Raw genomic sequence first — 24,894 nt, forward strand, 5'->3', positions numbered from 1 at the left:
ATTAGTGTTTGACGATCCAAGGGGCAGTTTGATGGCAGGCGGCACTGGCTTACAATTTACCCTAATGCTCCCCGGTATTGATGATATCGCGGTGATCGATTTCACCCATCGCGAGGCGCTCTCCCAGCCCTTTGAGCTGGTGCTGAACCTGGCGAGCCGGGACGGCAGTCTTGATGCTGCTGAACTGCTGGATCGCGAAGCCACCCTGACCATCTGGCAGGACGGCGAACCGCTGCGTCGAGTACACGGTATCGTTAGCGAATTTGGCCGGGGTGACCGAGGACACCGCCGCACCTTCTACTCCCTGGTGCTGCGCCCCGCGCTATGGCGGCTCTCGCTGCGCCAGAACTCGCGTATTTTCCAAAAAGCCGACCCGCTCACCATCATTAATACCCTCTGCGATGAACGCGGCATTACCGACGTGTCCTTTGCGGTCACCCGCGAGCCGGAGCAGCGGGAGTATTGCGTTCAGTATCGCGAAACCGACCTCGCCTTTATCGAACGCCTGGCCGCCGAAGAAGGTCTCTTCTACTTCCATGAATTTGAAGCGCGTGACGGCGGCGCCCACCGGCTGATCTTCGCCGACGATCCCCAAGTGCTGGTAAGCGTTGGCGAACGCTCCTACCACAGCCGGGCGGGAGGCACCGCCCCCATGCGCCATGTACGCAAACTCAGCCACACCGCTAGAGTCGCCGCCGCTTCCGCCACGCTGAAGGATTACAGCTTTAAAAATCCAGCGTATGCGCAGCTGCATGAACACCTGGGCCGTGATGTTGAGCAACACGGCCAAAACGCTGACTACGAGCACTACGACTACCCCGGCCGCTATAAGCAGGATGCCTCTGGCAAGCCCTTTACCCGCATCCGTTTAGAACAGCTACGCCGTGAAGCGCTCACCGCCAACGCCGAAAGTGACCTGCCCGAATTCGCCCCTGGCCTGCGCTTCACGCTGACCGACCACGACACCGAAAGCCTCAACCGCGACTGGCAGGCCATTGAAGTAAGCCACTTCGGCGAACAGCCCCAGGCGCTGGAAGAAGACGGGATGACGCAGGGCGACGTGGACGGCATGACCCGCTACCACAACCAGGTCACGCTGATCCCCGGTGATGCCCCCTGGCGAGCAACGCCGAATCCCAAACCCCGCGTCGATGGCCCCCAAGTGGCCTTTGTGGTGGGCCCCGAAGGCGAAGAGATTCACTGCGACGAACACGGCCGAGTCAAAGTCCAGTTCCCCTGGGACCGCTACGCAGAGCCAAATGACACGGCGAGCTGCTGGGTACGCGTCGCCCAAGGCTGGGCAGGCGGTGGCTACGGCAGTATCGCCATTCCGCGTATTGGCCATGAAGTGATTATTTCTTTTTTAGAAGGCGACCCGGATCAGCCACTGATCACCGGGCGTACCTACCACGCGGTGAATACCGCACCTTATCCGCTGCCGGAACACAAAACCCGCACGGTGCTGCGCACCCAAAGCCACAAGGCTGAAGGCTTCAACGAACTGCGCTTCGAAGACGAAGCAGGCGAAGAACAGATTTGGCTCCACGCCCAGAAAGACCTGGAGCTGTTAACGCTTAACGACCGCACCGAAGAGATTCGCAACGACAGCCACCTCAAGGTGCACAACGACCGCATCAGCGAGATTGATAACGATAACCACCATACGGTGCACAGCAACCGCCACACGCAGGTAGACGGCGACGACTACCTCATCGTGAACGGCACGCGCCACGAGAAAGTTGGTCAGGCGCAGCTGATGGAAGCAGGACGAGAAATTCATCAAAAATCCGGCGCCAAAACCGTCATTGATGCCGGGGCAGAGATCACCCTCAAAGCCGGGGGCAGCTTTATAAAACTCGACCCTAGCGGCATTACGATTGTAGGCGCCCAGGTCAAGATCAACTCTGGGGGGAGCCCCGGCACCGGTAGTGGGCAATCGGTAATAGGTGCCTTATTACCTGGCCATGTTGCCACTGAGCGGCACGAACGAATTGATCCTTTACAGCAAGACCAACTACTGACAGCAGCGATGCAAGGCGCTGCCGTGGTAGAAATATGCCAACGGCTGAAGGACGGCAATAACGATAATGTTGATCGCTGTGCCTTGGGAGATCAGTGCCCATGTCGCTAAGAACACCCCCAATGTCGGTCTTTTATTTGATCGACTTGGCCCTTTATCCGCAGCTGTCGCAACAGCTATTTGCTATAGATGAAAGCCCTGTCTATGAACGGTTGTATCTGCAAACGGCCTACGCACGTTATGCGCAACAAGGCCCGATTCTGTTCAGCCCTTCAAATGGCAGTGCCCATGTTGCCGCTGCACGTTGGGTGCAGCAGGGAGCCGCTATCGCACTGCACACACGTGCAACGCTTTCAGAAGTTGCCAAGCATTACCGGCAACTCACCCATGTCGAACGCCAAACGGGCCCTCCCGCCTTGTTTCGTTATGCCGATTCGCGGATATATGTCGGTCTAGTCAGTGGTTTGACCGAGGGCGAAACGCACGCATTGCTGGGGCCTATCAACGTAATGAATGGCGTGGCCAACGGTGAAGCATGGCAGCTCGAATCACCAGCCCCTGATGATGAGCCGCCGGGCAAGTTCAAATTGACGGCTGACCATGAGCAGGCATTTCAGCGCAAGCGTGAGCAAACGTTTTGCCAGCAGTTGGCCAGTGATCATGGCGTTGCATTATCACAAGCGCAGCAATGGTTACAGCAAATGAAAGCGCTACCCCTCACGACGGAATATGCGCGTTGGGAAGGGTGCCAGATTCTTGCTGCATCAGACTACCCTGAGCCGCTTTCGTCACGCCATATGCAGCAACTGTCGTCCTATGGCGGCTCCTGGCAAGCGTTGCTGGGTGAGTTAAAGATGTTGACCAGCGAGCAAGCCCCTTTAGTAGACACTGATGGTGACGACAGATGACCGAAACATTATCACAACCGCCATTACAGCCCAGCCGAACAAGCGATACCGGCGTCAGCGTACCTGCCCACTGCAGCGTGGGGGTTATCGTATTGATCGTGCATAGCGATACATTGGGCCGCTATTTGCCCGAAGGCACGATGGTTAGGTTGGTCGATTCTGCGGGTAAGACTTACAGCGCGATCATTGATGCCGAAGGCATTAGCCGTCACGAAGGCGTGGCGCCAGGAAAGGTCGCTTGGCAATTAGTAAATACTCATGGACAGCACCTAGTAGCCGTTGATGATGAGCCGCTGGATCCGTGTCGAGCGGCGGCAGCGCCGCCTGAAATCGATGTAGCCATGGATGAAACGACAATCCAGGCGACCTATCTGCCCCCGCCGATCAGCCTCAATCTGCGTGACGAAGTAACGTCGACTGAGGCCGATTTACTGAGTGATGAGCAACTGGAACAGCTGCGTTTGGCGGGCAACAACGCCACGCTGTTTTTGCATGGCTACAATGTCCCGCTAGGCCAGCATGGCGTTTTTGCTTCTTGGGATAAGCGCACCGATATCAGTGCTGAACCCTTATTAACCACTGCCCATATGGCAAGTAGTGCCACAATTCTTCAAGATATCGACAAGGTCGATATCCAAGTGCCTGTTAATAGAGGATATGTAGCAAGCAATTTATATCATACGCCGACAGAAAATGGATCGGACGAGTACCGTGATGCGTATTGTAACGGCAGTGGAGCGTATAACTGGTTCGTTCACATGGAGCATCGGCTCAATCTTGCTGCTGGAATGAATGAGGAGGATTGGCGACCCTATACCCGTATGGTTGGGATCGCGTGGTTGGGCGATACCGGGAGCGTCGATTTTTTCCAGGCTGAACTCAATGCTATGGCGGCAGGACGGCGTTTGGTTGCCTTGTTGGAGCAGCTTAACGACGCGGGCATCGCTATCAATATCATTAGCCACTCGCTGGGCGCACGCGTGGTACTGACGGCCCTCAATATCCTCGGAGAGCAAGAGCGCCATCAATGGATCGACAATATTTATTTATGGGAACCAGCGGTTGCCGATAACGCGCTAGTCAACGATGCCTCGCAGGACAGCCACCCGCTGGGCATGGGTGTTTTCCCCGACGCACACAAAGCGGTGAAAAAAGTGGTGGTGTTGCACTCCGAGGAAGATGGCATTCTCGGTCCGCCACCGCAGGACAGCCCTTCCTTCTGGCAACAGGTAGCTGAAATCATCAGTCCCGCAGCAGTGTGGGCACACGAGTTATTCAGTGCCGATGATATGTTGGATGAGCTAATCGGCTCATTTGGAGGTGCTTACGGCAAAAAGTGGTGGACATTCCCCGCCGGCCTGTCGACCCCCTTCATCCGGTACTACAGCAATAAGGCACCAGCCGATACGGTGAGTCCTCCTGTGCCTCAGCCCATACCGGTCGGCCCTGACCCTTATGGCAGAGAACGCGCCGCACGTGCTTGGCAGGAATTCAGAGCGCTGGCGATTGAGGAAGCGCGAGAGGCACTTGCTAGTGCCAACCCGCTACCCACTTATGACCTGTTAGCACCGCTAGCCCACCACGCCGTGGTGAGCGAAGAGCGAGCAGCTGCGTATATCGATACCCTGCAGTGGCTAGTAGGCAGAAACTGGCGCGCAGGAAAAAGCCCTCGTCCAGCGCTTGGAAGTATTGGGTTTGGTGAGGTGAGAACCGAAAAAGATTTTATTCGAAATAGGCTTGATAGAAAGGTTTTTGATTTTGTTGACCAGACACTATGGCTCTTTGACCACTCGGGAATGAAAGTCCCTAGCGATGAGGTGTTTGGGAAGAGCTATCAGGAAGGGATCGTTGATCGGATAAAGGAGACATCACGCTTTGGTCGCTATGAATAAGCAAAAATTTGCTGCTTTGATACTCGTTGTTGGCACCGTATTAGCCTTGGCCTATTACGGAGTACGGGCACTCACTGGGCTTGAGCCAGCTACCTCGCTAAGCATGTCCAGCGATGGTCGCTATGTGATCTCTGCCCACGAAGATGGGGCTTTGGTGCTGTGGGATATAGAAGATCAGCAAAAGGAGCAACTGGCCGATAATGCGAACCTTTATAGTGCTTACTTTATTCCCGAAGGCGACGTTTTTCTCTGGCAGGATCAAGATGATGTGGTTTATGTACAGCGCGTCAATGGAGATGTGGTTGAGGAATTTGAGCACTTCCCCACTTACGGGCATGTAATGTCCGTCGATAGGCAACATTACCTTTCCAGCAACAAAACCTGGAACATTTATCATGGGCATGGCGATGCTTTACGTCCCGTGTTACTCGATAGCCACAGTCCCAGCTTTACCGGCACCGGGCAAGTCTTGAATTTGTCGATGGGCGGCGACTTTTTTGTCTCCGGTGGCTCGGGAAGCCCAGGGGGAGAGCTTACAGACTCCCCGCCGGTGAGAGAAGAAGGCGAGTTTCGTTTTTCCTCCAGCTATGGCGGGGTGACGTTATGGGATATTGATACCTTGGAACCCGTGGCTAAACTGCCGGGTAACTCTTCGAAAACCTATGCCACCATCAGCCCTGACGGGGATTGGGTGGTTAGTGGCGACGAGAATGGTATTGGACTTTTCTGGGACACGAATTCGCCAGAAAATCGCATGCGTCTAGCGGATTATGATCATGGTGTTTTTCTCCAAGATCTACCAGAGGGCTTACCTGAGAACCAATATAGGGATAAAAGTGAGCTGATCCCCGTACCAGAGTCTACCAAGCCGGACAAATGGGGAAGTATCCGCTCCTTGGCTACTCCTACAACAATCGCCTTGGCTTTTATCAATGGTAGCGAAGAGTTTTTACGTATTGGCCATGCCCAATACGAAGGCGAGGACATGAGTCGCACCTATGCAGCACTGTTCGAAGCTGGCAACCCCTGGCCTCAGGCGTACCTTGATCTGGGCACTGATCCTTTTCCTTCGGTCAATAACTACTCCCGCAATTTAAGCATCGATTCAGCCCCGGACGCTAACCTGCTGGTCACCGGGCATGCCTTCGATGGCGGCATCACCGTGTACCGTTATGACCCTGAAGAGCGCACGCTAGCCAAGGAGTGGGTGGGGCGTTGAGGTTCCAGTTAGAAGGTAAACAACTTTTTACGAAAACTCGTTACCCCGGCTTATTCGCCAATATCACCGCCCGCCGAGGTGCGGAGTAGCCTTCGATAGTGCGCGTGCGATCTTCGGGGTCAAGAAAATCGGCTAGCGATTGGTAGGTCATCCACTCGGTTGAGCGCTGCTCGTCAAGTGTGGTTACAGCTTCATCCACCACGCGCACGTTGGTAAAACCGCAGCGTTCTAGCCAGTGGCATAGCGCTTTGGAAGAAGGCAGGAAGTAGACGTTGGGCATCGCGGCGTAACGTTCGCCGGGCACAAATACGGTCTGTTCGTCGCCTTCGACTACCAGCGTTTCCAGCACCAGCTCGCCACCTGGCGCTAACGCTGCTTTTAGCTGCTGAAGATGCTCAAGGGGGGCAGGGCGATGGTAGAGCACGCCCATGGAGAAAACCGTATCGAAAAAGCCGAGATTCTCCGGTACATCTTCTATACCCACCGGTAAAAACTGTGTTCTACCGCCATCGGCATTGCCGACGAAGTGGCGTACCGCCTGAAACTGCCAGTAGAAGCGCGGCGAAGGGTCGATCACCAGCACAAAAGCAGCCCCCGCTCCGGCCATTCGCCAAGCGTGATAACCACTACCACCGCCCACGTCGAGCACCTTACGATATTTTAGCGGCGCTAGGTGTGGCGCCACTCTCTGCCATTTCCAGTCCGAGCGCCATTCGGTGTCAATATGAATGCCGCCCAGTTGAAAAGGACCTTTACGCCAGGGGGCGAGCTTTCTTAGCAGGTTAAAACACTGGCGCTGCTGGCTATCGCTAAGGTCGAGATCAACCGTGACGGTGTCGCTGTTTAAGTTCACGCGTCGCTCTGCGGGCAGCGCGGGCAATTTGGCGACGGCTTTTTCCCAAGCGGATAGGTCACCGTGGCGGTTACGGTCAAGCCCATGGGCTAATTGCTCGGGAAGCTTCGCCAGCCAAGCGGTGAGCGATGAGTCAAGAACTGCTTGATCCAGAAATGCTTGATAGAGGGCGCGGTGGTCGTCGGGTAGTGGCACCTCACCCCTCCTTAAAAGCAATGATGGACGCGAAATTTAAATACTGAAACCAGGTCATCGAACGGGGGAAGCCCGCCTGCTTTAGACGCCCGTGCAGTGCGTCCAACGTGTCGGGCACCAGCACATTCTCAAGGGCAGTACGTTTCTGGCTAATCTCTAAATCGCTGTAGCCATTGGCGCGCTTGAAATCGTGATAGCGTTCAACCCGCCAAGCGTTGTCGCGCTCGTCGGCATCCACGGTTTTCTCAGAGAGAATCAGCACACCACCGGGTTCCAGCGCTGCATAAAGCCGCGCCAATAGCGCATCACGGTCGGCGGCGGGTAGAAACTGTAGGGTAAAGTTGAGAATGATCATGCCCGAAGGCGCATACTCCAGGGTACGAATGTCGGCTTCTTCTACCTGCATAGCGTGTGCTGGGCACTCGTCAGCAAAAGTTTGCCGTGCCTGTGCCACCATGGCGGGAGAGAGATCGACGCCCGTGTAGCGAAAGGCATCAGGTGCCAGCGCCCCTGCCAGCGCAAGACCGGAAGCGCCCAGTGAACAGCCAAGGTCATATACATGGGCGCCGTGACGCAGATGGCGCTGGGCAATTAAGCTCAACATGCCAAGGATTTGTCCGTAGCCAGGTACCGATCGACGGATCATGTCAGGAAAGCACGCGACTACCTTTTCATCGAAAGAGAACCGCGCTACTCGGTCAAGGGGTGTCGAAAAGATAGCGTCACGGTAAGATGCATTACTCATGGGCAAGCCGGGATCATGGAAAAGGCGTGCTAGTTTACGCGCCCTTAATTGACGAGAACAGGCCTGTCTAGAACAGACTCACATAGAACAGCCCTGTTTAAGTTTATTAACCTGCTTAAAAAGCCCCGCTGCAAGGATCGACGCCACTGGAGAAGCTACATGGCCTCAGCATCAAGCGCTACCCCCGATACGCTACCTGCGTGGCAGACGTTAAAGCATCATGCTGAAACACTGCAGCACGTTCACTTGAAAACGCTATTTGGCACCGAGCCCTCCCGTTGGGAAAGCTTTACTCGCCAGGTGGCTGGCTTGACGCTGGATCTCTCCAAGCAGCGCTGGGATGACGATACGCTCGAGCATCTGTTTACACTGGCCAGCGAAGCAGGCGTGCCCTCTGCCATTGAGGCGTTGCTAAATGGTAAGCGAGTGAACGTCAGTGAAAACCGCCCGGCGTTACATACGGCGCTGCGTTTGCCCGCCGATGCCACCCTTGAGGTTGAGGGTGAAGATATCGTCGCCGCCGTGCATGAAAGCCTTAGCCAAATGGAGCGCTTGGTCAGCCGGTTGCACGCAGGGCAGTGGCGCGGAGCCACCGGCAAGCCGATTCGGCATGTGGTTAATCTAGGCGTCGGCGGTTCAGATCTGGGTCCGTTAATGGTCACCCATGCGTTGGCAGATTTTCGGCCCAAAGATATTCATCCAGTCGAAGTGCATTTTGCCTCCACCATGGATGGCTCGCAGTTAGCGGATTATCTGAGCCGGTTGAATCCTGAAACCACCATCTTTGTGCTGTCGTCCAAGTCGTTTACCACCATTGATACGCTCTCCAACGCTAACACTGCGCGTGAGTGGCTATTGGGCCGCTTAACCCAGCATGGCGCAACGCCGATTAGCGCTGAGCTGGTAGTGCGTCAGCACTTCATTGGTGTTTCGGCGAGCCCCGAGAAAATGACCGAGTGGGGCATTGCAGAGGATCACCAGTTAACCTTCTGGGAGTGGGTTGGCGGGCGCTACTCGCTATGGGGCACTATTGGCTTACCCATTGTTCTGGTGGTGGGGATGGCGAATTTCCGGGAGTTTTTAGCCGGTGCGCACGCCATGGATCGCCATTTCGCTGAGGCAGATATGGCAGAAAACCTGCCTGTGCTACTGGGGTTGGCGGGAATCTGGAACGTCAATTTTCTAGATATCCGTGCCCACTCCATTCTGCCCTACGATGGCCGTTTGGAGTATTTCGCCGCTTACCTTGAACAGCTTGAGATGGAATCCAACGGCAAGTCGGTCACCCGCCAAGGCCAGCCGGTCAACTACTCGACTTGCCCTGTGCTCTGGGGCCAACTTGGCCCCAACGCCCAGCATGCGTTTTACCAATTGCTACACCAAGGCACTCAGCCGGTGGTGTGTGACTTTATCGCGCCGCTTAAACGTTACGACGAGGTGGAAGATCCGGATACCCGACGCCACCTAAAAACCCAGCACCGCCTGGCACTGGCTAACTGCTTTGCTCAGTCCCGCGTTCTTATGCTTGGCGACGACGCTTTGGAAGATGACGGCCCGAGGCCAGAGCACAAGCGTTACCGTGGCAACCAGCCCTCGACGACGGTGCTACTTGACCAGCTTACGCCCGCTACCCTCGGTTCGCTTATCGCGCTTTACGAGCACAAGGTGTTTGTTCAAGCGGTGATTTGGGATATCAACCCGTTCGACCAGTGGGGCGTTGAGCTGGGAAAACAGATTGCCACGGATACCCAAAAGATTATCGACCATGAGGGCGATCTATCGCGGATGGATGCTTCCAGCCGTGGATTGATAGAAGCATTTTGGGCCGCCGAGCATGAGTGATACATAGTTGTGATTTGAGCCGGGGTTAACTCTACGACCTATCTCCGGCCCCTGTTCGCAAGCATGGCTAGATATACAGCTTTTTCGTTTTCCGCTATCCTGTGGCCCTTTAGTAAGCTGCCGATCCCTTTTTTAACCACCGTTTCTAACAACTGACTAAACGCCCAGCGAGGCTGCCAGCACTATTTTTCAGGAATCGACGTTACATGACCCAGTTTGATGCCTCTCAGTACGGCGCGAGTTCCATCGAAGTCCTGTCCGGGCTCGAGCCGGTACGTAAGCGTCCCGGTATGTATACCGACACCACACGCCCCAATCACTTAGCCCAGGAAGTCATAGATAACAGCGTCGATGAAGCGCTGGCGGGTCACGCCACCATGATCAACGTCGTGCTGCATAGCGACGGCGGGATCGAAGTGCAGGACAACGGCCGGGGTATGCCGATCGATCTGCACCCTGAGCACGGTGTTTCAGGCGTTGAACTGATATTTACCAAATTGCACTCAGGTGGCAAATTCTCCTCTACTAGCTATCGCTTCTCAGGCGGCCTGCATGGGGTAGGGGTGTCGGTGGTTAACGCGCTATCGCGCCGGTTAGATGTTGAAGTCACCCGCGACGGCGCGCGCCATGCCATGGCCTTCGAATTTGGCGAGAAAGTCGAAGAGTTACATGAGATTGGCAAAGCCCCGAAGCGGGCGAGCGGCACGCTGGTGCGCTTCTGGCCGGATGAGAGCTACTTCGATAGCCCCAAGCTTGCGTTAACGCGGCTTAAACACCTGTTACGTGCCAAAGCGGTGCTGTGTCCCGGCTTAAAAGTCACGTTGCTAGAACCAGACGGTACCGCCACCGAGTGGGAATTTGCCGATGGTTTGCGCGACTACCTGGTCGAAGCCACCGACGGCTACGAAGTGCTGCCGGCGGAGCCGTTTGTCGGCCACTTCAATGACGACGAGCACGGCGTGGATTGGGCGATCCAGTGGCTACCCGAAGGTGGCGAAGTGTTGCTGGAGAGCTACGTTAACCTGATTCCCACCCCGCAGGGCGGCACCCACGTGAACGGCTTTCGTTCCGGGCTGCTGGATGCGCTGCGCGAATTCTGCGAATACCGCAACCTGTTGCCCCGGGGCATAAAACTCACCGCCGACGATCTTTGGGAGCGCACCTCCTTTGTGCTCTCGGTAAAAATGCTCGACCCACAGTTTGCCGGGCAAACCAAAGAGCGGCTCTCGTCACGAACCATTGCCGGTTTTGTTTCCGGCGTCGTTAAGGACGCTTTCTCGCTTTGGCTGAATCACCACGTGGATCAGGCCGAAGCGATTGCCGAGCTGGTGATCAGCGCGGCGCAAAATCGTCAGAAAAAAGCCAAAAAGGTCGCCCGTAAAAAGGTCACGTCCGGCCCGGCGCTGCCCGGTAAACTGGCGGACTGCTCCGGCCAGGATCCCGCCCAGAGCGAGCTGTTTTTGGTTGAAGGGGACTCGGCCGGCGGCAGTGCTAAGCAGGCGCGTAACCGCGAAACCCAGGCCATTCTGCCCCTGCGCGGTAAAATCCTGAATACCTGGGAGGTGGAGACCCACGATATTTACGGCTCCCAAGAGGTTCACGATATCGCGGTCGCCATTGGCGCCGATCCTGGCAGCGCCGATTTAGAAAAACTGCGTTACCACAAAATCTGTATTCTCGCCGACGCCGACTCCGACGGCCTGCACATCGCCACACTGCTCTGTGCGCTGTTTGTACGCCATTTTCCGAGTTTGGTCGACGCAGGGCATGTCTATGTAGCGATGCCGCCGCTCTACCGTATCGATCTGGGTAAAGAAGTGCACTACGCCCTGGATGAGAGCGAAAAAGCCGCCATTCTCAAGCAATTGGCCAACAAGCGCGGCACACCTAACGTACAGCGCTTTAAAGGCCTGGGTGAAATGAGCCCGTTGCAGCTGCGGGAAACCACCATGTCGACGGAAACCCGGCGCTTAGTGCAGCTCACCCTGACGGAGGGCGACGGCACCATGGAAATGATGGATATGCTGCTGGCCAAAAAACGTGCCGGTGACCGCAAAAAGTGGCTGGAAGATTACGGCAACCTCGCAGACATTGAGGTATAACCCCAGATGACCATGGATATTCAAGTAGCTGAGGGGGACGTCGAACGTCTATCCCTGCGTGACTACACCGAAAAAGCGTACCTCGACTACTCGATGTACGTCATTCTCGACCGCGCCTTGCCCAATATCGGCGACGGTATGAAACCTGTGCAGCGGCGGATTATTTACGCCATGCGCGAGCTGGCGCTGCACGCTAACGCCAAGTATAAAAAGTCGGCGCGTACCGTCGGTGACGTGTTGGGTAAATTCCACCCCCATGGCGACAGCGCCTGCTACGAAGCTATGGTGCTGATGGCTCAGCCGTTTAGCTACCGATACCCGCTGGTAGACGGCCAAGGCAACTGGGGTAGTCCCGACGACCCCAAATCTTTCGCTGCCATGCGCTACACCGAGGCCAAGCTTTCCAAGTTTGCCGAAGTGCTGCTGGGTGAACTGGGTCAAGGCACCGTCGATTGGGCACCCAACTTTGATGGCACCATGCAGGAGCCACTGGTACTGCCGGCCAAGTTACCCCATGTGCTGCTCAATGGCGGTACAGGGATTGCGGTTGGCATGGCGACCGATATTCCGCCGCATAATGTGTCAGAAGTCGTCGAAGCCACATGCCATTTGCTGCGCAACCCTAAGGCGACTACTGCCGATTTAATGGAGTTCGTCCCTGCGCCGGATTTTCCCACCGATGCGGAAATTATTACTCCGCCTGCTGATCTGCGAAAGCTGTACGAATCGGGGCGTGGCTCGGTCAAGCTGCGCGCTCGCTATGAGCGCGAAGAGGCCAATATCGTGATCACTTCGGTGCCGTACCAGGTGAGTGGCGCCAAGGTACTTGAGCAGATTGCCGCGCAAATGCAGGCCAAAAAGCTGCCCATGGTGGCCGACCTGCGCGATGAGTCGACTCATGAAGAGCCAACCCGTTTAGTGATTGAGCCGCGCTCCAACCGCATTGACGTCGAGTCGTTGATGGCGCACCTGTTCGCCACCACCGACTTGGAAAAGAACGTGCGTGTGAACATGAACGTGATCGGTCTGGACGGCCGCCCACGGGTCATGCCGCTGCCGGAAATGCTGGGCGAATGGCTGCAGTTCCGGCGCAGCACGGTACGCCGTCGTTTAGAGCATCGCCTGGGCAAGGTTGAAGATCGCCTGCATATCCTGGCAGGCCTGTTAATCGCCTACCTCGATCTGGACGAAGTAATCCGCATTATTCGTGAAGAGGATGATCCGAAAGCCTCGCTGATGGCGACGTTTAGTCTCTCCGAGCGCCAAGCGGAAGCCATTTTAGAGCTGCGCTTGCGTCACCTTGCCAAGCTCGAAGAGATGAAAATACGCGGCGAGCAGGATGAACTGGAAAAAGAGCGCAAATATTTAGAAGGGCTGTTAGGCAGCGAAGCCAAGCTCACCACGCTGATCGAAAAAGAGATCCGCGCGTCGGGTAAAGAGCATGGCGACGAACGACGCTCGCCGCTGGTCGAACGCGAAGAGTCCAAGGCGCTTTCAGAAGTCGAACTGCTAGGCGCTGACCCGATTACCGTAGTGCTTTCCGATAAAGGCTGGATTCGCGCGGCGAAAGGGCACGATATCGACCCCGAGGGGCTCTCTTATAAAGCCGGAGATAGCTTTCAACTGGCGGCGAAAGGTAAAACCAATCAGCCGCTGGTGCTGCTGGATGACACCGGTCGTGCCTACACGCTGTCTGCGCATAACCTACCCAGTGCGCGGGGGCAAGGTGAACCGGTTACCGGGCGCGCTAATGTTGCCGCCGGAGCGAAAATGGCGGGGCTGATGTTTGCGCCACCGGAGCGACGCTTCGTACTTGCCACTGACGGTGGCTATGGCTTTGTGGCGCGGCTCGATACGCTCACCGGTAAAAACAAAGCCGGTAAAGCGGTACTTAGCCTGCCTAAGGGCTGCAACGTCATGGCGCCAGTGGAAGTGCCAGAGGGCGACGAGCTGTGGGTGGCTTCTGTTTCAAATGAGGGCAGACTGCTGCTGTTCCCCTTGGAGCAGTTACCCGAGATGTCTAAAGGTAAGGGCAATAAAATGCTCGATATCCCAGGCCCACGAGCCGCCCGCCGGGAGGAGTTTGTTACCGGTATTGTGGTGCTAGCCTCCAGTGACGCGCTGTTGATTCATGCCGGTAAGCGCAAGCTAACACTAAAAGCTGACGATTTAGCTTATTATCGCGGCGAGCGTGGCCGCCGCGGCAGCAAGTTGCCCCGCGGCTTCCAAAAAGTAGATCGACTAGAGGCAGGGGAATAAGTAATGGCACGCGGTGATTTGATCCTAACCGTATTAGCGGCGCGTTTATCCGCGGATATTCAATCCCAGGTAGACGCACTGATTGTGCAATTTGGCCTGCAGAAAAGAAGCACCCAGCGTCTTGCCGACGTCTCGTTACAGCAAAGCAAGTGCATCGACTGTATCGAGCATCGTCTGGTAGGTGAGGTGGATATTGAAGCTATCCGTAATGCCGCACGGGTACTGAGCGAGACTCTGACGGTTGATATTGTTGTCCAAGCGGATACCCGCGATCACGTTCAGCCCCGTTTGGTGTGTTTCGATATGGACTCCACGCTGATCAAAGCCGAAGTGATTGATGAGCTGGCTCGCCGCCATGGCGTGGGTGATGAAGTCGCAGAAGTCACTGAACGTGCCATGCGTGGCGAGTTGGATTTCAAAGCGAGCTTTCGTGAGCGGATGAGCAAGCTGGCCGGTTTGGATGAGTCCGTACTGGCGGAAATCGCGGAAGAGCTGCCACTGATGGAAGGCGTAGAGCGCTTGATGGACAACCTGAAACGACTAGGCTTTCGCACTGCTATTCTCTCTGGCGGCTTCACCTACTTTGCTCGCCACTTGCAGGAGAAGCTTGGCTTTGATGAGATCCACGCCAATGAACTGGTCATCGAAAATGGCAAGGTGACCGGCGAAGTAAGCGAACCGATCGTCGATGCCGAGCGCAAAGCCGAACTGTTAGAGTCCATTGCATTACGAGAAGGGTTTACTCCGGATCAAACAATTGCGGTAGGCGATGGTGCTAACGATCTAAAAATGCTCGCCAAGGCAGGCATGGGAATCGCTTTTCGGGCCAAGCCACTGGTGCGTGCCCAGGCACGTCAGGCGATTTCTACCTCCGGCCTTGATGGTGTTCTCTATCTGCTGGGCTATCACCAGCAGGATTTAACCCCGTAAAACCAGCTGTGGCACCGTCGAGAAAAGTGTCGTTGCGAGGAGCGTGCAACGCGGCAATCTCAAACTGCGCAGGCGCAGTTCAACCCAAGATGGCCGCGCTTCGCTCGCAATTAGCAAAGTGAGGGTGCTTCGCCTTCATCCATGGCCTTTATCGGGGTGCGGAACAGGTTTATCGCCCACCTCTTCTGGACGCAGCTCTACCGGTTTACCCTGGGTTTTATCGACGTGCTTTAAATGCAGGTGTAAGCCGGACTTGGCCAGCAAGTGGGCGCTGACGGGGGCGGTAATAAACAGAAAGAGCGTGATTAACAGCTCTTGAATATCGGGTTTGCCGTCCAGACTCCAGAAATACAGCATCGAAGCGATGAGCATGCAGCCAATACCCAAAGTGGTGGCCTTAGTCGGGCCGTGCAGGCGCATATAGAAATCGCGCAAGTGGGCCATTCCCAGTGAGCCGATAAACACAAAGATCCCGCCAGCCACCAGTAGCAGTGATATAAGCGCTTCAATGATTACTGACATAGCTCCCCCTGAATCATTCGATAGCTCATGTTAATCATTCGATAATGTCTCCGCGCAGAATATATTTGCACACCGCAACGGTACTGATGAAACCTAGCATGGCGATCAGCAGCGCCGACTCGAAATAGGTTTTGCTGTTCAGCCACAGCCCCAACAGCACAATCAGCGCAATCGAGTTGACGTACATAGTGTCCAGCGCGAGTACCCGGTCGGGCAGGCTGGGGCCGATGGTAAGCCGGTAGAGGTTCATCAATAGTGCCATCACCACCAAGGCTAAGGTGATATAAAGCGCAATGCTCAGCATTCGTATATCTCCTTGAGCGGGCGTTCGTAGCGCTCACGAATCTGGCAAATCAGCGCCTCTTCGTCGTCTACATCTAAGGCATGAATCAGTAGTGACTTACCATCCAGGCGCAGATTGGCGGAGACAGTGCCGGGAGTCAGGCTAATGGTGCTAGCCAGCAGCGTGATAGTAAATCGATCCTCCAGCATTAATGGATATTCAACAAAATGAGGCTTCATCTTCCGCCAGGGGTTGGCAATCAAATAGGCAACTTCAAAATTGGCCACTACGATATCGCCTAGTACTCGCAGTAAAAAGCGCAGTAGGGCGAAAGGCTTAGCGATCCGTGGGCGTGCGTCCCAAAAACGGTAGGTCAGTAGAGGGATCAAGATAGCTAAGGAGCCACCGAGTACGAATTGGCCAAAGGCGTAGCTGCGCACCAGCAGCAGCCAAACGACGAGCAGTAGTATCGATAAAACAGGCGTGGGTAGCCAGGAGCGCGGAGTAATCATTGGGCATCTCCAGCATCAGGTAGTAGCGTGCGAATCAGCACCTGGGGGGTGGCTAATTGCTCAGCCGTGGCTTGAGTGTAGCTGCTCACTGGCCCGGCCATGGCGACTAGCAGAGGGGCTGCACTTAGCAGCCAAATAACCCCAAACCACTGGCAACGGGAAAGCGGTGTACCGCTGATCGTGCCCCGGTGGCTACGCCAAAACAGCGTAGAGCCTGCCCGGGAGAGGGCGATCAGCGAGGCTAAACTGGTTAGCAGTAGCAGCGGCCATAGCCATAGTCGTTGGTTGCCTTCGGCAGCATTGAGCATCAATGCCTTGCCGAAAGCGCCGGAGAACGGCGGGATGCCTGCGACGGCGATAGCGCCGACAAAAAACAGCATGGCGAGTGCTGTGCCCTGCACCATTGGACGGCCCTTGACGATGCGTGTACCCGCTTTGCCGCGCTGGAGGCCAATCATTTCCGCTAGCAGGAACAGACCACCGGTGATTAACGTTGTGTGGATCAGGTAGTATAGAAGCGCAGAGACCGCCTGGGGCGAGCGCATGCCGATACCCGCCAGCAGCGTGCCCACCGACACCAGCACTAGGTACGCAACCAGTAAGCGCAAATCTCGCGCTGCCAGTACCCCAATGCCTGCGGCAGCCAGGGTAGCGAGTGATAGCCACCACACCCAGGGCTGTTCCAGCGCTTCCAAACCGCCAGCGCTATCGCCAAAAATAAGCGAGTAGACGCGCAGAATGGCGTAAATACCCACTTTGGTCATAATGGCAAACAGCGCTGCTACAGGCGCGGGGGCCGAGGCGTAAGCTTTGGGTAGCCAGAAGTAGAGCGGCAGAATGGCCGCTTTTAGTCCAAACACCACCAGTAGCATCAGTGCGCCAGCGGTCACTAGACCTTCACGCTCAGCGGGTAGTTCGGCGACCCGAATTGCCATATCGGCCATGTTGAGTGTACCCGTAGCGCCATACAGGATTCCCACCGCAATCAGAAACAGCGAAGAGCCCGCCAGATTGAGCACTACATAGTGCACGCTGGCCTGAATCCGCGCTTTACCACCGCCGTGAAGTAAAAGGGCGTAGGATGCTAGCAGAAGTACTTCAAAAAAGACGAAGAGGTTAAATAAATCACCGGTTAAAAAAGCACCGTTAATGCCCAGCAGTTGCCACTGAAAAAGGCCGTGGAAGTTGCTGCCTTTTTCGTCGTCACCGGCGCAGGCAAAAACCACCGCGCCAACGGCCAGCACGGCCGTAAGCAGCAGCATCAACGCCGAGAGGCGATCCAGCACTAGCACAATGCCGAACGGGGCTTGCCAGTCACCCAGCGCGTAGTAGGTGATTTCACCACCGGCGGCTTGCCGTAATAGGCCTATCGCAACCAGCAGCAGTAGCACCGTGGCAGTAACGCTAACAGTCCGCTTATAGCGCACCAATCCTTGGCGCTGATAGAGTAGCAATATGCCCGCGACTAGCGGTAGAACGACAGGGAAAACAATTAGATGCTGCATCATTCTCGGTCTTCCTTTTTACCGTCTACGTGGTCGTTCCCCATTTCACTCCGCGCCCGCATGGCCAGGATCACCACAAATGCTGTCATCGCAAAGCCGATCACGATGGCTGTGAGCACTAGCGCCTGGGGCAGCGGGTCGGCATAACCCGTACCCTCTGACACAATGGCAGCACCATCAGTAGTTAATCCCCCCATCGAAAACAGGAACAAATTCACTGCGTAAGAGAGCAGCGTAAGGCCCACCACCACTGGGAAGGTGCGGCCTCGTAACGTTAGATAGAGACCCGAAGCGGTTAATACGCCGGTGGTCATCGCATAAAGCAGTTCCATTAACGAGGCTCCTTGGCAGAGGTGGCGGCACTGTTGTCAGCATCCTGTTCGCTGGCTTCGGTCACCGGGCGGTGAGCAGTGGTGACTTTACCCAGGTTGGCAAGAATCATCAGCGTGGCGCCCACTACCGCTAAATAGACACCCAGATCAAAGAGCAACGCGGTAGCCAGCTCGAACTTACCAATGAGCGGCAGGCTGAAATAACCGAAAGAGGAAGTTAAGAACGGATGGCCAAACAGCCAGCTGCCCAGCCCGGTTAGGGTGGCAATCGCCACACCAATGACGGCCACCGGCTGAAACGGGAAATCTAAACGTTCTTGTGCCCATGCTACGCCCCGGGCCATATACACTAGGATCAAGGCGACTGCGGTAATCAGCCCGGCGATAAAGCCACCACCCGGCTGATTGTGGCCGCGCAGGAAGATAAACGCTGATACCAACAGCGCCAGCGGCAGCAGGGTCATGGAAATTGACGTGAGTACCGCTGGGTAGCGGTCAGGTGACCATACCCGGCCTTCGCCGTCACTGTGCGGCATAAACAGGCGCAAGCGGTTTAGCAGCTTAAAGATCGCCAGACCTGCGATGGCCAGTACGGTGATTTCGCCCAAGGTATCGAAACCCCGAAAGTCGACCAGAATCACGTTGACCACGTTGTAGCCGCCACCGCCGGGCTTGCTGTTCTCCACAAAGAAGCTGGAAATCGACAGCGTCTCGCGTGTCATGACCGCATAGTTAAGGCTGGCAATCACCAAACCCAAGGTGCCGGCTAGCAACATATCGCGAACGTTGCGTAGTGGACTGGATTCCCGTGGTGTCTTCTGTGGCAAGAAAAATAGCGCCAGCATCAGCAGAATCATAGTCACCACTTCCACTGAAAGCTGTGTGAGGGCTAGATCGGGCGCCGAGAAGCGGGCAAAGGTGAGTGCCACAAATAGCCCGACGACCGATAGCATTAGCAGAGAAATCAGACGGTAGCGGTGGGTGGCAGCGGTGGCCACGCCACCAAACATCAGCATTCCCGCCCCGAGTATAAGGATACCGTCCAGTTCCTGATTGCCAGCAGCACCCGTTAAGTCGGTGATCTGAACCAGGCCGATCCCCCCCATGACTAATGCGCCTAGCCAGAGCCAGCCTACGTAGCGCTGTAGTGAATTGCCTTCCAGCGCGGCAATAAACTGTTCGGCGCGATAGCCCATAGCGACAAGAATACGCTCGAACACCCGCCGGGCATCCACCCCGGCAAACTGCTGGGTAAATCGACGCACCTCGTCATGGCGCCAATAGAGTGCAATACCCACCACGAAGGCGATCACGCTCATGATGAGCGGTAGATTCACGCCGTGCCAGATAGCCAGGTGGAAATCGAGCGGACTACCGATCACCGCTTGGCTGGCGAGTTCAAGTAAGCCCGTTGCCATAAAGGCCGGGAAAAGTCCCACTATCACACACAGGGCTACCAATATTTCCACTGGCAAACGCATGAGGTGTGGCGGCTCATGGGGCGATTTCGGAGGGGCTTCACGGGCCGGTTTAAAGAAAACGGCGTGTACTAAACGCAGTGAATAGGCCACGGAAAGAATGCCGCCAACCGCCGCTAATGCGGGTAATAACCAGCTTAGGCCACCTAGCACGGGTGTCTCTAGCGCCTCGGTGAAGAACATCTCTTTGGATAAGAAACCGTTAAGCAGGGGTACGCCTGCCATGGCCGCTGCCGCTAGCGTGGTCAAGAGCGCCGTCACTGGCATGGCTTTTTTCAGACCACCTAGCCTTTTCAATTCACGGGTGCCTGCCTCGTGATCAATAATGCCGGAACTCATAAACAGTGCGGCTTTAAAGGTGGCGTGATTCAGAATGTGAAACAGGGCAGCTAAAATCGCCATGGGGCTGCCGATACCCAGCAGCACGGTGATCAAGCCTAGATGACTAACGGTGGAGAACGCCAGAATACCCTTTAGGTCGGTCTTCATCAGTGCAAACCAGGCGCCATACAGCATCGTCACGATGCCCACTAGGGAGACCACCACGCTCCACAGCTCGCTACCCGCAATAGCGGGGTGCAGCCGCGCCATGAGAAAAATGCCCGCTTTAACCATGGTGGCAGAGTGCAGGTAGGCCGACACTGGCGTAGGCGCTGCCATGGCGTGGGGTAACCAAAAATGGAACGGAAACTGCGCCGATTTGGTAAACGCCCCCAGCAGTACCAAACCGAGCATTAGCGGGTACCGTGAATCCGCCAGAATCACGTCGCCGCTGGCCAGCACATCGCCCATGTTGAAGCTGCCTGCCATGTCGCCCAGCAGCAGTAAGCCCGCCAATAGCGCAAGGCCGCCCGCGCCGGTGACAGTGAGCGCCATGCGCGCGCCTTTACGGGCATCCGATTGGTGCGACCAGTAACCGATCAGCAAAAACGAAGAGAGGCTGGTTAACTCCCAGAACAGCCAGAGCAGAATCAGGTTGTCCGACATTGAAATACCTACCATTGACGCCATAAAAAGCATCAGGAAGGCGTAGAATCGGCCATAGGGTTCGTCTTTGGCTAAATAGTAGTGCGCATAAAGAATGATCAGCAGGCCGATGCCGAGTATCAATAGGTTGAACAGCAGCGATAGCCCATCAAGGCGGAACGCCAGGTTCAATGCCAGCTCCGGCATCCAGGTGGCCGAAAAACGCAGCTGCTCGCCATCTAAAAGAGCTGGCACATTGAGTAGCGTCATTACTAGGGCGGTAGCGGGCAGCACCGCCGTTGCAAGGGAACAGAAACCGCGCCCGCGCCGTGCGGTAAGTGCCGGCACCAGTACGCCTAGCAGAGGCAATAAGGCTATCCAAAGCAGTGTCATGGGATCATCCAGCGGATAAAGTAAAAAAAGTCAAAAGACTACCAACAGGGCGTCTAAAGAGGCGTTCTGGTGGCGTAGGATACATCAAGTGAAACAACAGGATATCACTTGTGTAGCAGGCGTGTAATTTTAGTATAAAGTGTGCGGATTAACCGTTGAGAGATTTTTTGTTACATGAGCGAGCCCTTTACTACCTGGCAGTCCCGATTTGAAAAGCTGCGGTCAAACAAGTTTTTTGAAGCGGTAGTGATCGCCATTATCGTCATTTCCGCCCTGGTGATAGGGGCCAAAACCTACGACGAAACCACTCGGGTTGAGCAGTGGCTGCTCTATCTCGATATTGCGGTAACGATATTTTTCCTGATTGAAATTTTAATCAGAATGGCCGCAGAGCGCAGCCTGCTCGACTTCTTTAAAAAGGGCTGGAACGTTTTTGACTTTCTGATTGTGACCGCCAGCCTCATCCCCATGGATGACTCGGAAATGGTACTGCTAGCCAGGCTACTGCGTATTTTCCGAGTACTACGCCTGGTGTCGATGATTCCTGAGCTGCAGATGCTGCTCAGCGCTCTTGTGAAGTCGGTGCCACGGATGGGCTACGTGGTCTTGCTGATGTTTATCATTTTCTATATATACGCCGCCGTTGGCAGCTTTTTGTTTCACAACGTCGATGAATTTTTGTGGGGGAATATTTCCGTCGCGATGCTTACGCTTTTTCGTATCGCTACCTTTGAAGACTGGACAGACGTTATGTACGCCACCCAAGAGGACTATGCTTGGAGCTGGGTCTATTATTTAACGTTTATATTTCTGACCGCGTTTATTTTCCTCAATATGATGATTGGTATTGTGCTGGATGTGATGCAGAAAGAGAGCGCCCAAATGGCGCTGGACAGCGGCGAAGGCGAAGAAGCCGAGCTACAGTCGCTGCGCAACGATGTTCGCGGGCTGAAAGCGCAGCTTGATCGCATGGAATCCGCCCTCTCTCAAACGAACTCGACAGCCCCCACACACCAGTATGACGCTGACGGCAAGCACACTGACAAGCCTACAACTGACTGATTTTAGGAGAGCCGACCTTATGTTGACTGATCCAGCCAAAAAGTACCGCCCCTTTGTGGCCGTTGATCTGCCTGATCGCCAGTGGCCGAGCAAGCGTATCGAAACGGCACCTACCTGGTGCAGCGTTGACTTGCGTGACGGCAATCAGTCGCTAATTGACCCGATGGATCAGGAACGCAAGCAGCGCTTATTCGACATGCTGCTAAGTGTTGGCTTTAAACAGATCGAAGTGGGCTTTCCATCAGCCTCCCAAACTGACTTCGATTTTGTGCGCTCGCTGATTGAGCAGGATAAAATTCCTGACGATGTGACCATTCAGGTGCTTACCCAGGCACGGCCACACTTGATTGAACGCACTTTCGAAGCGCTGCAGGGTGCCAAAAACGTCATTGTCCACGTCTATAACGCCACCGATCCGATGTTTCGCCGGGTGGTGTTCAACGTCGATAAAACCGAGTGCGTGCAAATCGCCGTGGAAGCCACCCAGCAGATCCGCGCCCAGATGGACGCCGCGCCAGAAACCAACTGGACGTTTCAGTACTCGCCGGAGCTGTTTACTACCACCGAGATGGATTTCGCTGTTGAGATTGTCGAAGCGGTTATGGACGCTTACGGTGCTAGCGCCGATAACCCGATGATTGTTAACCTGCCAGCTACAGTGGAAGTCGCCACGCCCAACAACTATGCCGACCAGATTGAGTGGTTCTGCCGACACGTTAACAATCGCGACCACTTGATTGTTAGCGTTCACCCCCACAATGACCGCGGTACCGGCGTAGCGGCGGCAGAACTGACGCTGATGGCCGGGGCTGATCGCGTTGAGGGCACGCTGTTTGGCAACGGCGAGCGCACCGGCAATGTCGATATCGTCACGTTGGCGATGAATATGTATACCCAAGGCGTTCACCCGCAGCTCGATTTCTCTAATATCACGCCCATCATGCGCGAAGTGGAGTACTGCAACCAGTTACCAGTGCATCCGCGCCACCCCTACGTCGGCGATTTGGTATTTACCGCGTTCTCTGGCTCCCACCAGGATGCGATCAAAAAAGGCATGGCGGATCGTCGCGCTAATCCAGATGCCGTTTGGGATGTGCCCTATCTACCTATCGACCCGCTGGATGTTGGCCGCAGCTATGAAGCGGTAATTCGTGTTAATAGCCAGTCGGGTAAAGGCGGTGTCTCCTACCTGCTTGAGCAGGAACACGGTATTGAGCTACCGCGTCGGCTCTCTATTGAATTCAGCCAGGTGGTGCAGGAAGTGGCAGAGCGTACCGGGCGTGAGATCACCTCGCAGATGATCTATCAGGCATTCGCGGATGAGTATTTAGAGCAGCGAGCGCCCTTTGCATTAATTAACCACCGTTTGTCGTCTGAGCCCGACAGCCCCAAAGTCACGCTGGACGCCGTGATTGAGGAGAACGGCACACGGCAAACGTTAAAGGGCGAGGGTAACGGCCCGTTAGCTGCCTTTGTTAAAGCGCTGGCAGCCGCAGGGCACGATGTCGAGATTATCGACTACCACGAGCACTCCCGTGGCCAGGGCGCTGACGCTGAAGCGATCGCCTATGTGGAAGTGCGTATCGACGGCAAAGCGGTGTTCGGTGTAGGCAACGATGAAAGCATTACCAGTGCGTCGATGAAGGGCGTATTGAGCGCCATCAATCGCCACCATTCTACCCAGCCTGCGGCGGCCAACGTGACGGCGGAGACGTTAGGGTAATCCTGCGGTTACTAATTGAGTGAGGTGAATGGCGATGCGGCCCTGGCAGATAGTGGTAGTAACCGCGATAGTGGTCGCCGGGCTAGCATCGACTTTGGCCTCTCATGAGCCGTTTGAGTCCAAACTGGTTCGGTTGGAAGCTCAGCGGGCGCTGCCTTCGCTGGAGGCGTCGCTACAGCAGGAAACACCGGAGCTCAATGCGCTGTTTCTTAGCTATGCTGACGATCAGGCGCTGTGGATGAGCGCCTCTTTGGCAATGTTGCGCCACGGTGATATAGCCCGCGATGTCCTTGTGGAGTACGGCTTACTGCCCGATTTTCAGCGAGTATTGGTGCGCTATGGGGCCGACGCCGTACTGCCCATCAGCTTTTTTCGCAGCCACGATGTAGCCACGCTCAGGGCACAACACTGGGTCGGCGAACTCTACCAGCAGGTTAGCCGTTGGTGGAGTGATGAAGAGGGTGAGTCAGATTCAGCGTTCACTCCTTATCTTCGCGGGCAGATGGGCATTGCGCTGCTGGATGCCAACGGCCATGCGCTGCTTAACCAGTTTGTGGTCAGCGAAGAAGGCGAAGTGGAGTGGCTACAGGGTGAGCGTCTGGTTGCGGGCCTAGGCGATTTCTTTACCGGCGGGCTACGCGATTTGGAAAGCCAGTGGCGACGGGGCGACGATATTGGTGCCGCCGATCTAGGCTGGGCTGGGGTAGATCTGCTGGTAATGGCTAGCACCGTTAAGGTGCTGCGGGCAGGCCGGGCCGCTCGCGCTGCCCGCGTGGGCAGTGTGGAAGCCCATGGTGCTCGGACGGGGCTGCGCCAAGGGGTGCTAGCGTCCGGCGGACGCTTTGCGACGTTACCGCGCATGGCCAAAGTCGCTGCAGTAGCGGGTACCGCCTATGTGGTGGTGCGCCACCCAAGCTTAGTGAGCGCACTCGGTGCCAATCTCTCTTCTTGGCTTGGCTGGCCGATTTGGCTTGGTCAGTTTCTTATCTGGCTGATCGTACTACTGCCGATTCTATTCATTGCTCGCTTTATCTACCGCTGGTTACTCACGCCACTTTTGTGGCTGCTGGTGCCAGTCATTCGGGTGTGTTTTGGGGCGGCAAATAAACAGTTAGCCAAGCGTACCAAGGCGCAGACCAGTGATCTTGGCTGA

The 24,894-nt window shown here is 55.7% G+C and carries 19 protein-coding genes; 11 read left to right on the top strand and 8 right to left on the bottom strand.

All coding sequences use genetic code 11. From position 1 onward, the window contains the following. Positions 1-31 precede the first annotated feature (31 nt). Genes QEN58_RS06805 through QEN58_RS06820 form a run of 4 tightly spaced genes read left to right on the top strand, consistent with a single transcriptional unit; the run spans position 32 to position 6,039 of the window. Positions 32-2,131, top strand: a complete 2,100-nt coding sequence (locus QEN58_RS06805; protein WP_280106371.1) for a type VI secretion system Vgr family protein — start codon at positions 32-34, stop codon at positions 2,129-2,131. Continuing rightward, on the top strand, positions 2,122-2,928 hold the full coding sequence (locus tag QEN58_RS06810) for a DUF4123 domain-containing protein (protein ID WP_280106372.1): 807 nt from the start codon (positions 2,122-2,124) through the stop codon (positions 2,926-2,928). The genes QEN58_RS06805 and QEN58_RS06810 overlap by 10 nt, the downstream gene beginning before the upstream one ends. Further along, positions 2,925-4,820 (top strand): alpha/beta hydrolase, encoded by a 1,896-nt coding sequence (locus QEN58_RS06815; RefSeq protein ID WP_280106373.1) that lies wholly within the window; start codon positions 2,925-2,927, stop codon positions 4,818-4,820. Before QEN58_RS06810 ends, QEN58_RS06815 begins: the two co-directional genes overlap by 4 nt. Next, positions 4,813-6,039 carry a WD40 repeat domain-containing protein gene (locus QEN58_RS06820; protein ID WP_280106374.1) on the top strand — a complete coding sequence of 409 codons (1,227 nt, stop codon included), beginning with the start codon at positions 4,813-4,815 and terminating at the stop codon, positions 6,037-6,039. Before QEN58_RS06815 ends, QEN58_RS06820 begins: the two co-directional genes overlap by 8 nt. A 40-nt stretch (positions 6,040-6,079) precedes the next feature. Here QEN58_RS06820 and cmoB read toward each other — a convergent pair whose 3' ends face one another. Together cmoB and cmoA are read right to left on the bottom strand one after the other, a co-directional pair. Next, complete coding sequence (cmoB, locus tag QEN58_RS06825; RefSeq protein WP_280106375.1) at positions 6,080-7,087, bottom strand: tRNA 5-methoxyuridine(34)/uridine 5-oxyacetic acid(34) synthase CmoB; 1,008 nt, start codon at positions 7,085-7,087, stop codon at positions 6,080-6,082. Between the two features lies 1 nt (position 7,088). After that, a complete protein-coding gene (gene cmoA, locus QEN58_RS06830) occupies positions 7,089-7,832 on the bottom strand; it encodes a carboxy-S-adenosyl-L-methionine synthase CmoA (RefSeq protein WP_280106376.1) in 744 nt (247 codons plus the stop codon). Between the two features lie 159 nt (positions 7,833-7,991). On the opposite strand from cmoA, the gene pgi reads away from it, so the two are divergent. The 4 genes from pgi to serB all read left to right on the top strand — a co-directional run bounded on the left by pgi (position 7,992) and on the right by serB (position 14,965). Beyond that, the gene (pgi, locus tag QEN58_RS06835) at positions 7,992-9,674 is read left to right on the top strand and encodes a glucose-6-phosphate isomerase (RefSeq protein WP_280106377.1); all 1,683 of its coding nucleotides are present in this window, start codon (positions 7,992-7,994) and stop codon (positions 9,672-9,674) included. Positions 9,675-9,880: 206 nt separating this feature from the next. Further along, positions 9,881-11,776 carry a DNA topoisomerase IV subunit B gene (gene parE / locus QEN58_RS06840; RefSeq protein ID WP_280106378.1) on the top strand — a complete coding sequence of 632 codons (1,896 nt, stop codon included), beginning with the start codon at positions 9,881-9,883 and terminating at the stop codon, positions 11,774-11,776. Between the two features lie 6 nt (positions 11,777-11,782). After that, complete coding sequence (parC, locus tag QEN58_RS06845) at positions 11,783-14,035, top strand: DNA topoisomerase IV subunit A (protein WP_280106379.1); 2,253 nt, start codon at positions 11,783-11,785, stop codon at positions 14,033-14,035. Positions 14,036-14,038: 3 nt separating this feature from the next. Then, positions 14,039-14,965 carry a phosphoserine phosphatase SerB gene (serB, locus tag QEN58_RS06850; RefSeq protein ID WP_280106380.1) on the top strand — a complete coding sequence of 309 codons (927 nt, stop codon included), beginning with the start codon at positions 14,039-14,041 and terminating at the stop codon, positions 14,963-14,965. A 135-nt stretch (positions 14,966-15,100) separates the two neighbouring features. On the opposite strand, the gene QEN58_RS06855 is transcribed toward serB, so the two are convergent. Genes QEN58_RS06855 through QEN58_RS06880 form a run of 6 tightly spaced genes read right to left on the bottom strand, consistent with a single transcriptional unit; the run spans position 15,101 to position 20,956 of the window. Beyond that, entirely contained in the window at positions 15,101-15,487 is a 387-nt protein-coding gene (locus QEN58_RS06855; RefSeq protein ID WP_280106381.1) for a Na+/H+ antiporter subunit G, read from the bottom strand. 34 nt (positions 15,488-15,521) lie between these two features. Then, positions 15,522-15,791 carry a K+/H+ antiporter subunit F gene (locus QEN58_RS06860; protein WP_008958594.1) on the bottom strand — a complete coding sequence of 90 codons (270 nt, stop codon included), beginning with the start codon at positions 15,789-15,791 and terminating at the stop codon, positions 15,522-15,524. After that, a complete protein-coding gene (locus QEN58_RS06865; protein ID WP_280106382.1) occupies positions 15,785-16,282 on the bottom strand; it encodes a Na+/H+ antiporter subunit E in 498 nt (165 codons plus the stop codon). Before QEN58_RS06865 ends, QEN58_RS06860 begins: the two co-directional genes overlap by 7 nt. Next, on the bottom strand, positions 16,279-17,790 hold the full coding sequence (locus tag QEN58_RS06870) for a monovalent cation/H+ antiporter subunit D (RefSeq protein ID WP_280106383.1): 1,512 nt from the start codon (positions 17,788-17,790) through the stop codon (positions 16,279-16,281). The genes QEN58_RS06865 and QEN58_RS06870 overlap by 4 nt, the downstream gene beginning before the upstream one ends. Then, positions 17,787-18,119 (bottom strand): Na+/H+ antiporter subunit C, encoded by a 333-nt coding sequence (locus QEN58_RS06875; protein WP_280106384.1) that lies wholly within the window; start codon positions 18,117-18,119, stop codon positions 17,787-17,789. The genes QEN58_RS06870 and QEN58_RS06875 overlap by 4 nt, the downstream gene beginning before the upstream one ends. Next, entirely contained in the window at positions 18,119-20,956 is a 2,838-nt protein-coding gene (locus tag QEN58_RS06880; protein ID WP_280106385.1) for a monovalent cation/H+ antiporter subunit A, read from the bottom strand. Before QEN58_RS06880 ends, QEN58_RS06875 begins: the two co-directional genes overlap by 1 nt. A 174-nt stretch (positions 20,957-21,130) precedes the next feature. Here QEN58_RS06880 and QEN58_RS06885 point away from each other — a divergent pair, with 174 nt between their 5' ends. The 3 genes from QEN58_RS06885 to QEN58_RS06895 are packed head-to-tail and all read left to right on the top strand — an operon-like array spanning position 21,131 to position 24,894. Further along, positions 21,131-22,018, top strand: coding sequence for an ion transporter (locus QEN58_RS06885; protein WP_280106386.1), 888 nt, complete (start codon positions 21,131-21,133; stop codon positions 22,016-22,018). A 19-nt stretch (positions 22,019-22,037) separates the two neighbouring features. Continuing rightward, complete coding sequence (gene leuA / locus QEN58_RS06890; protein ID WP_280106387.1) at positions 22,038-23,741, top strand: 2-isopropylmalate synthase; 1,704 nt, start codon at positions 22,038-22,040, stop codon at positions 23,739-23,741. A gap of 34 nt (positions 23,742-23,775) precedes the next feature. After that, positions 23,776-24,894 carry a hypothetical protein gene (locus QEN58_RS06895; RefSeq protein ID WP_425270322.1) on the top strand — a complete coding sequence of 373 codons (1,119 nt, stop codon included), beginning with the start codon at positions 23,776-23,778 and terminating at the stop codon, positions 24,892-24,894.

Origin of the sequence: Halomonas alkaliantarctica, from assembly GCF_029854215.1 — a bacterium.
GTDB lineage: Bacteria > Pseudomonadota > Gammaproteobacteria > Pseudomonadales > Halomonadaceae > Vreelandella > Vreelandella alkaliantarctica_A.

Excerpts from the sequence above, each read along its gene's own strand:
- QEN58_RS06805 (WP_280106371.1), top strand. The coding sequence starts at position 32 with ATGGCAGGCGGCACTGGCTTACAATTTACCCTAATGCTCCCCGGTATT.
- QEN58_RS06810 (WP_280106372.1), top strand. The coding sequence starts at position 2,122 with ATGTCGCTAAGAACACCCCCAATGTCGGTCTTTTATTTGATCGACTTG.
- QEN58_RS06815 (WP_280106373.1), top strand. The coding sequence starts at position 2,925 with ATGACCGAAACATTATCACAACCGCCATTACAGCCCAGCCGAACAAGC.
- QEN58_RS06820 (WP_280106374.1), top strand. The coding sequence starts at position 4,813 with ATGAATAAGCAAAAATTTGCTGCTTTGATACTCGTTGTTGGCACCGTA.
- cmoA (WP_280106376.1), bottom strand. The coding sequence starts at position 7,832 with ATGAGTAATGCATCTTACCGTGACGCTATCTTTTCGACACCCCTTGAC.
- pgi (WP_280106377.1), top strand. The coding sequence starts at position 7,992 with ATGGCCTCAGCATCAAGCGCTACCCCCGATACGCTACCTGCGTGGCAG.
- parE (WP_280106378.1), top strand. The coding sequence starts at position 9,881 with ATGACCCAGTTTGATGCCTCTCAGTACGGCGCGAGTTCCATCGAAGTC.
- parC (WP_280106379.1), top strand. The coding sequence starts at position 11,783 with ATGACCATGGATATTCAAGTAGCTGAGGGGGACGTCGAACGTCTATCC.
- serB (WP_280106380.1), top strand. The coding sequence starts at position 14,039 with ATGGCACGCGGTGATTTGATCCTAACCGTATTAGCGGCGCGTTTATCC.
- QEN58_RS06855 (WP_280106381.1), bottom strand. The coding sequence starts at position 15,487 with ATGTCAGTAATCATTGAAGCGCTTATATCACTGCTACTGGTGGCTGGC.
- QEN58_RS06860 (WP_008958594.1), bottom strand. The coding sequence starts at position 15,791 with ATGCTGAGCATTGCGCTTTATATCACCTTAGCCTTGGTGGTGATGGCA.
- QEN58_RS06865 (WP_280106382.1), bottom strand. The coding sequence starts at position 16,282 with ATGATTACTCCGCGCTCCTGGCTACCCACGCCTGTTTTATCGATACTA.
- QEN58_RS06870 (WP_280106383.1), bottom strand. The coding sequence starts at position 17,790 with ATGATGCAGCATCTAATTGTTTTCCCTGTCGTTCTACCGCTAGTCGCG.
- QEN58_RS06875 (WP_280106384.1), bottom strand. The coding sequence starts at position 18,119 with ATGGAACTGCTTTATGCGATGACCACCGGCGTATTAACCGCTTCGGGT.
- QEN58_RS06880 (WP_280106385.1), bottom strand. The coding sequence starts at position 20,956 with ATGACACTGCTTTGGATAGCCTTATTGCCTCTGCTAGGCGTACTGGTG.
- QEN58_RS06885 (WP_280106386.1), top strand. The coding sequence starts at position 21,131 with ATGAGCGAGCCCTTTACTACCTGGCAGTCCCGATTTGAAAAGCTGCGG.
- leuA (WP_280106387.1), top strand. The coding sequence starts at position 22,038 with ATGTTGACTGATCCAGCCAAAAAGTACCGCCCCTTTGTGGCCGTTGAT.
- QEN58_RS06895 (WP_425270322.1), top strand. The coding sequence starts at position 23,776 with ATGCGGCCCTGGCAGATAGTGGTAGTAACCGCGATAGTGGTCGCCGGG.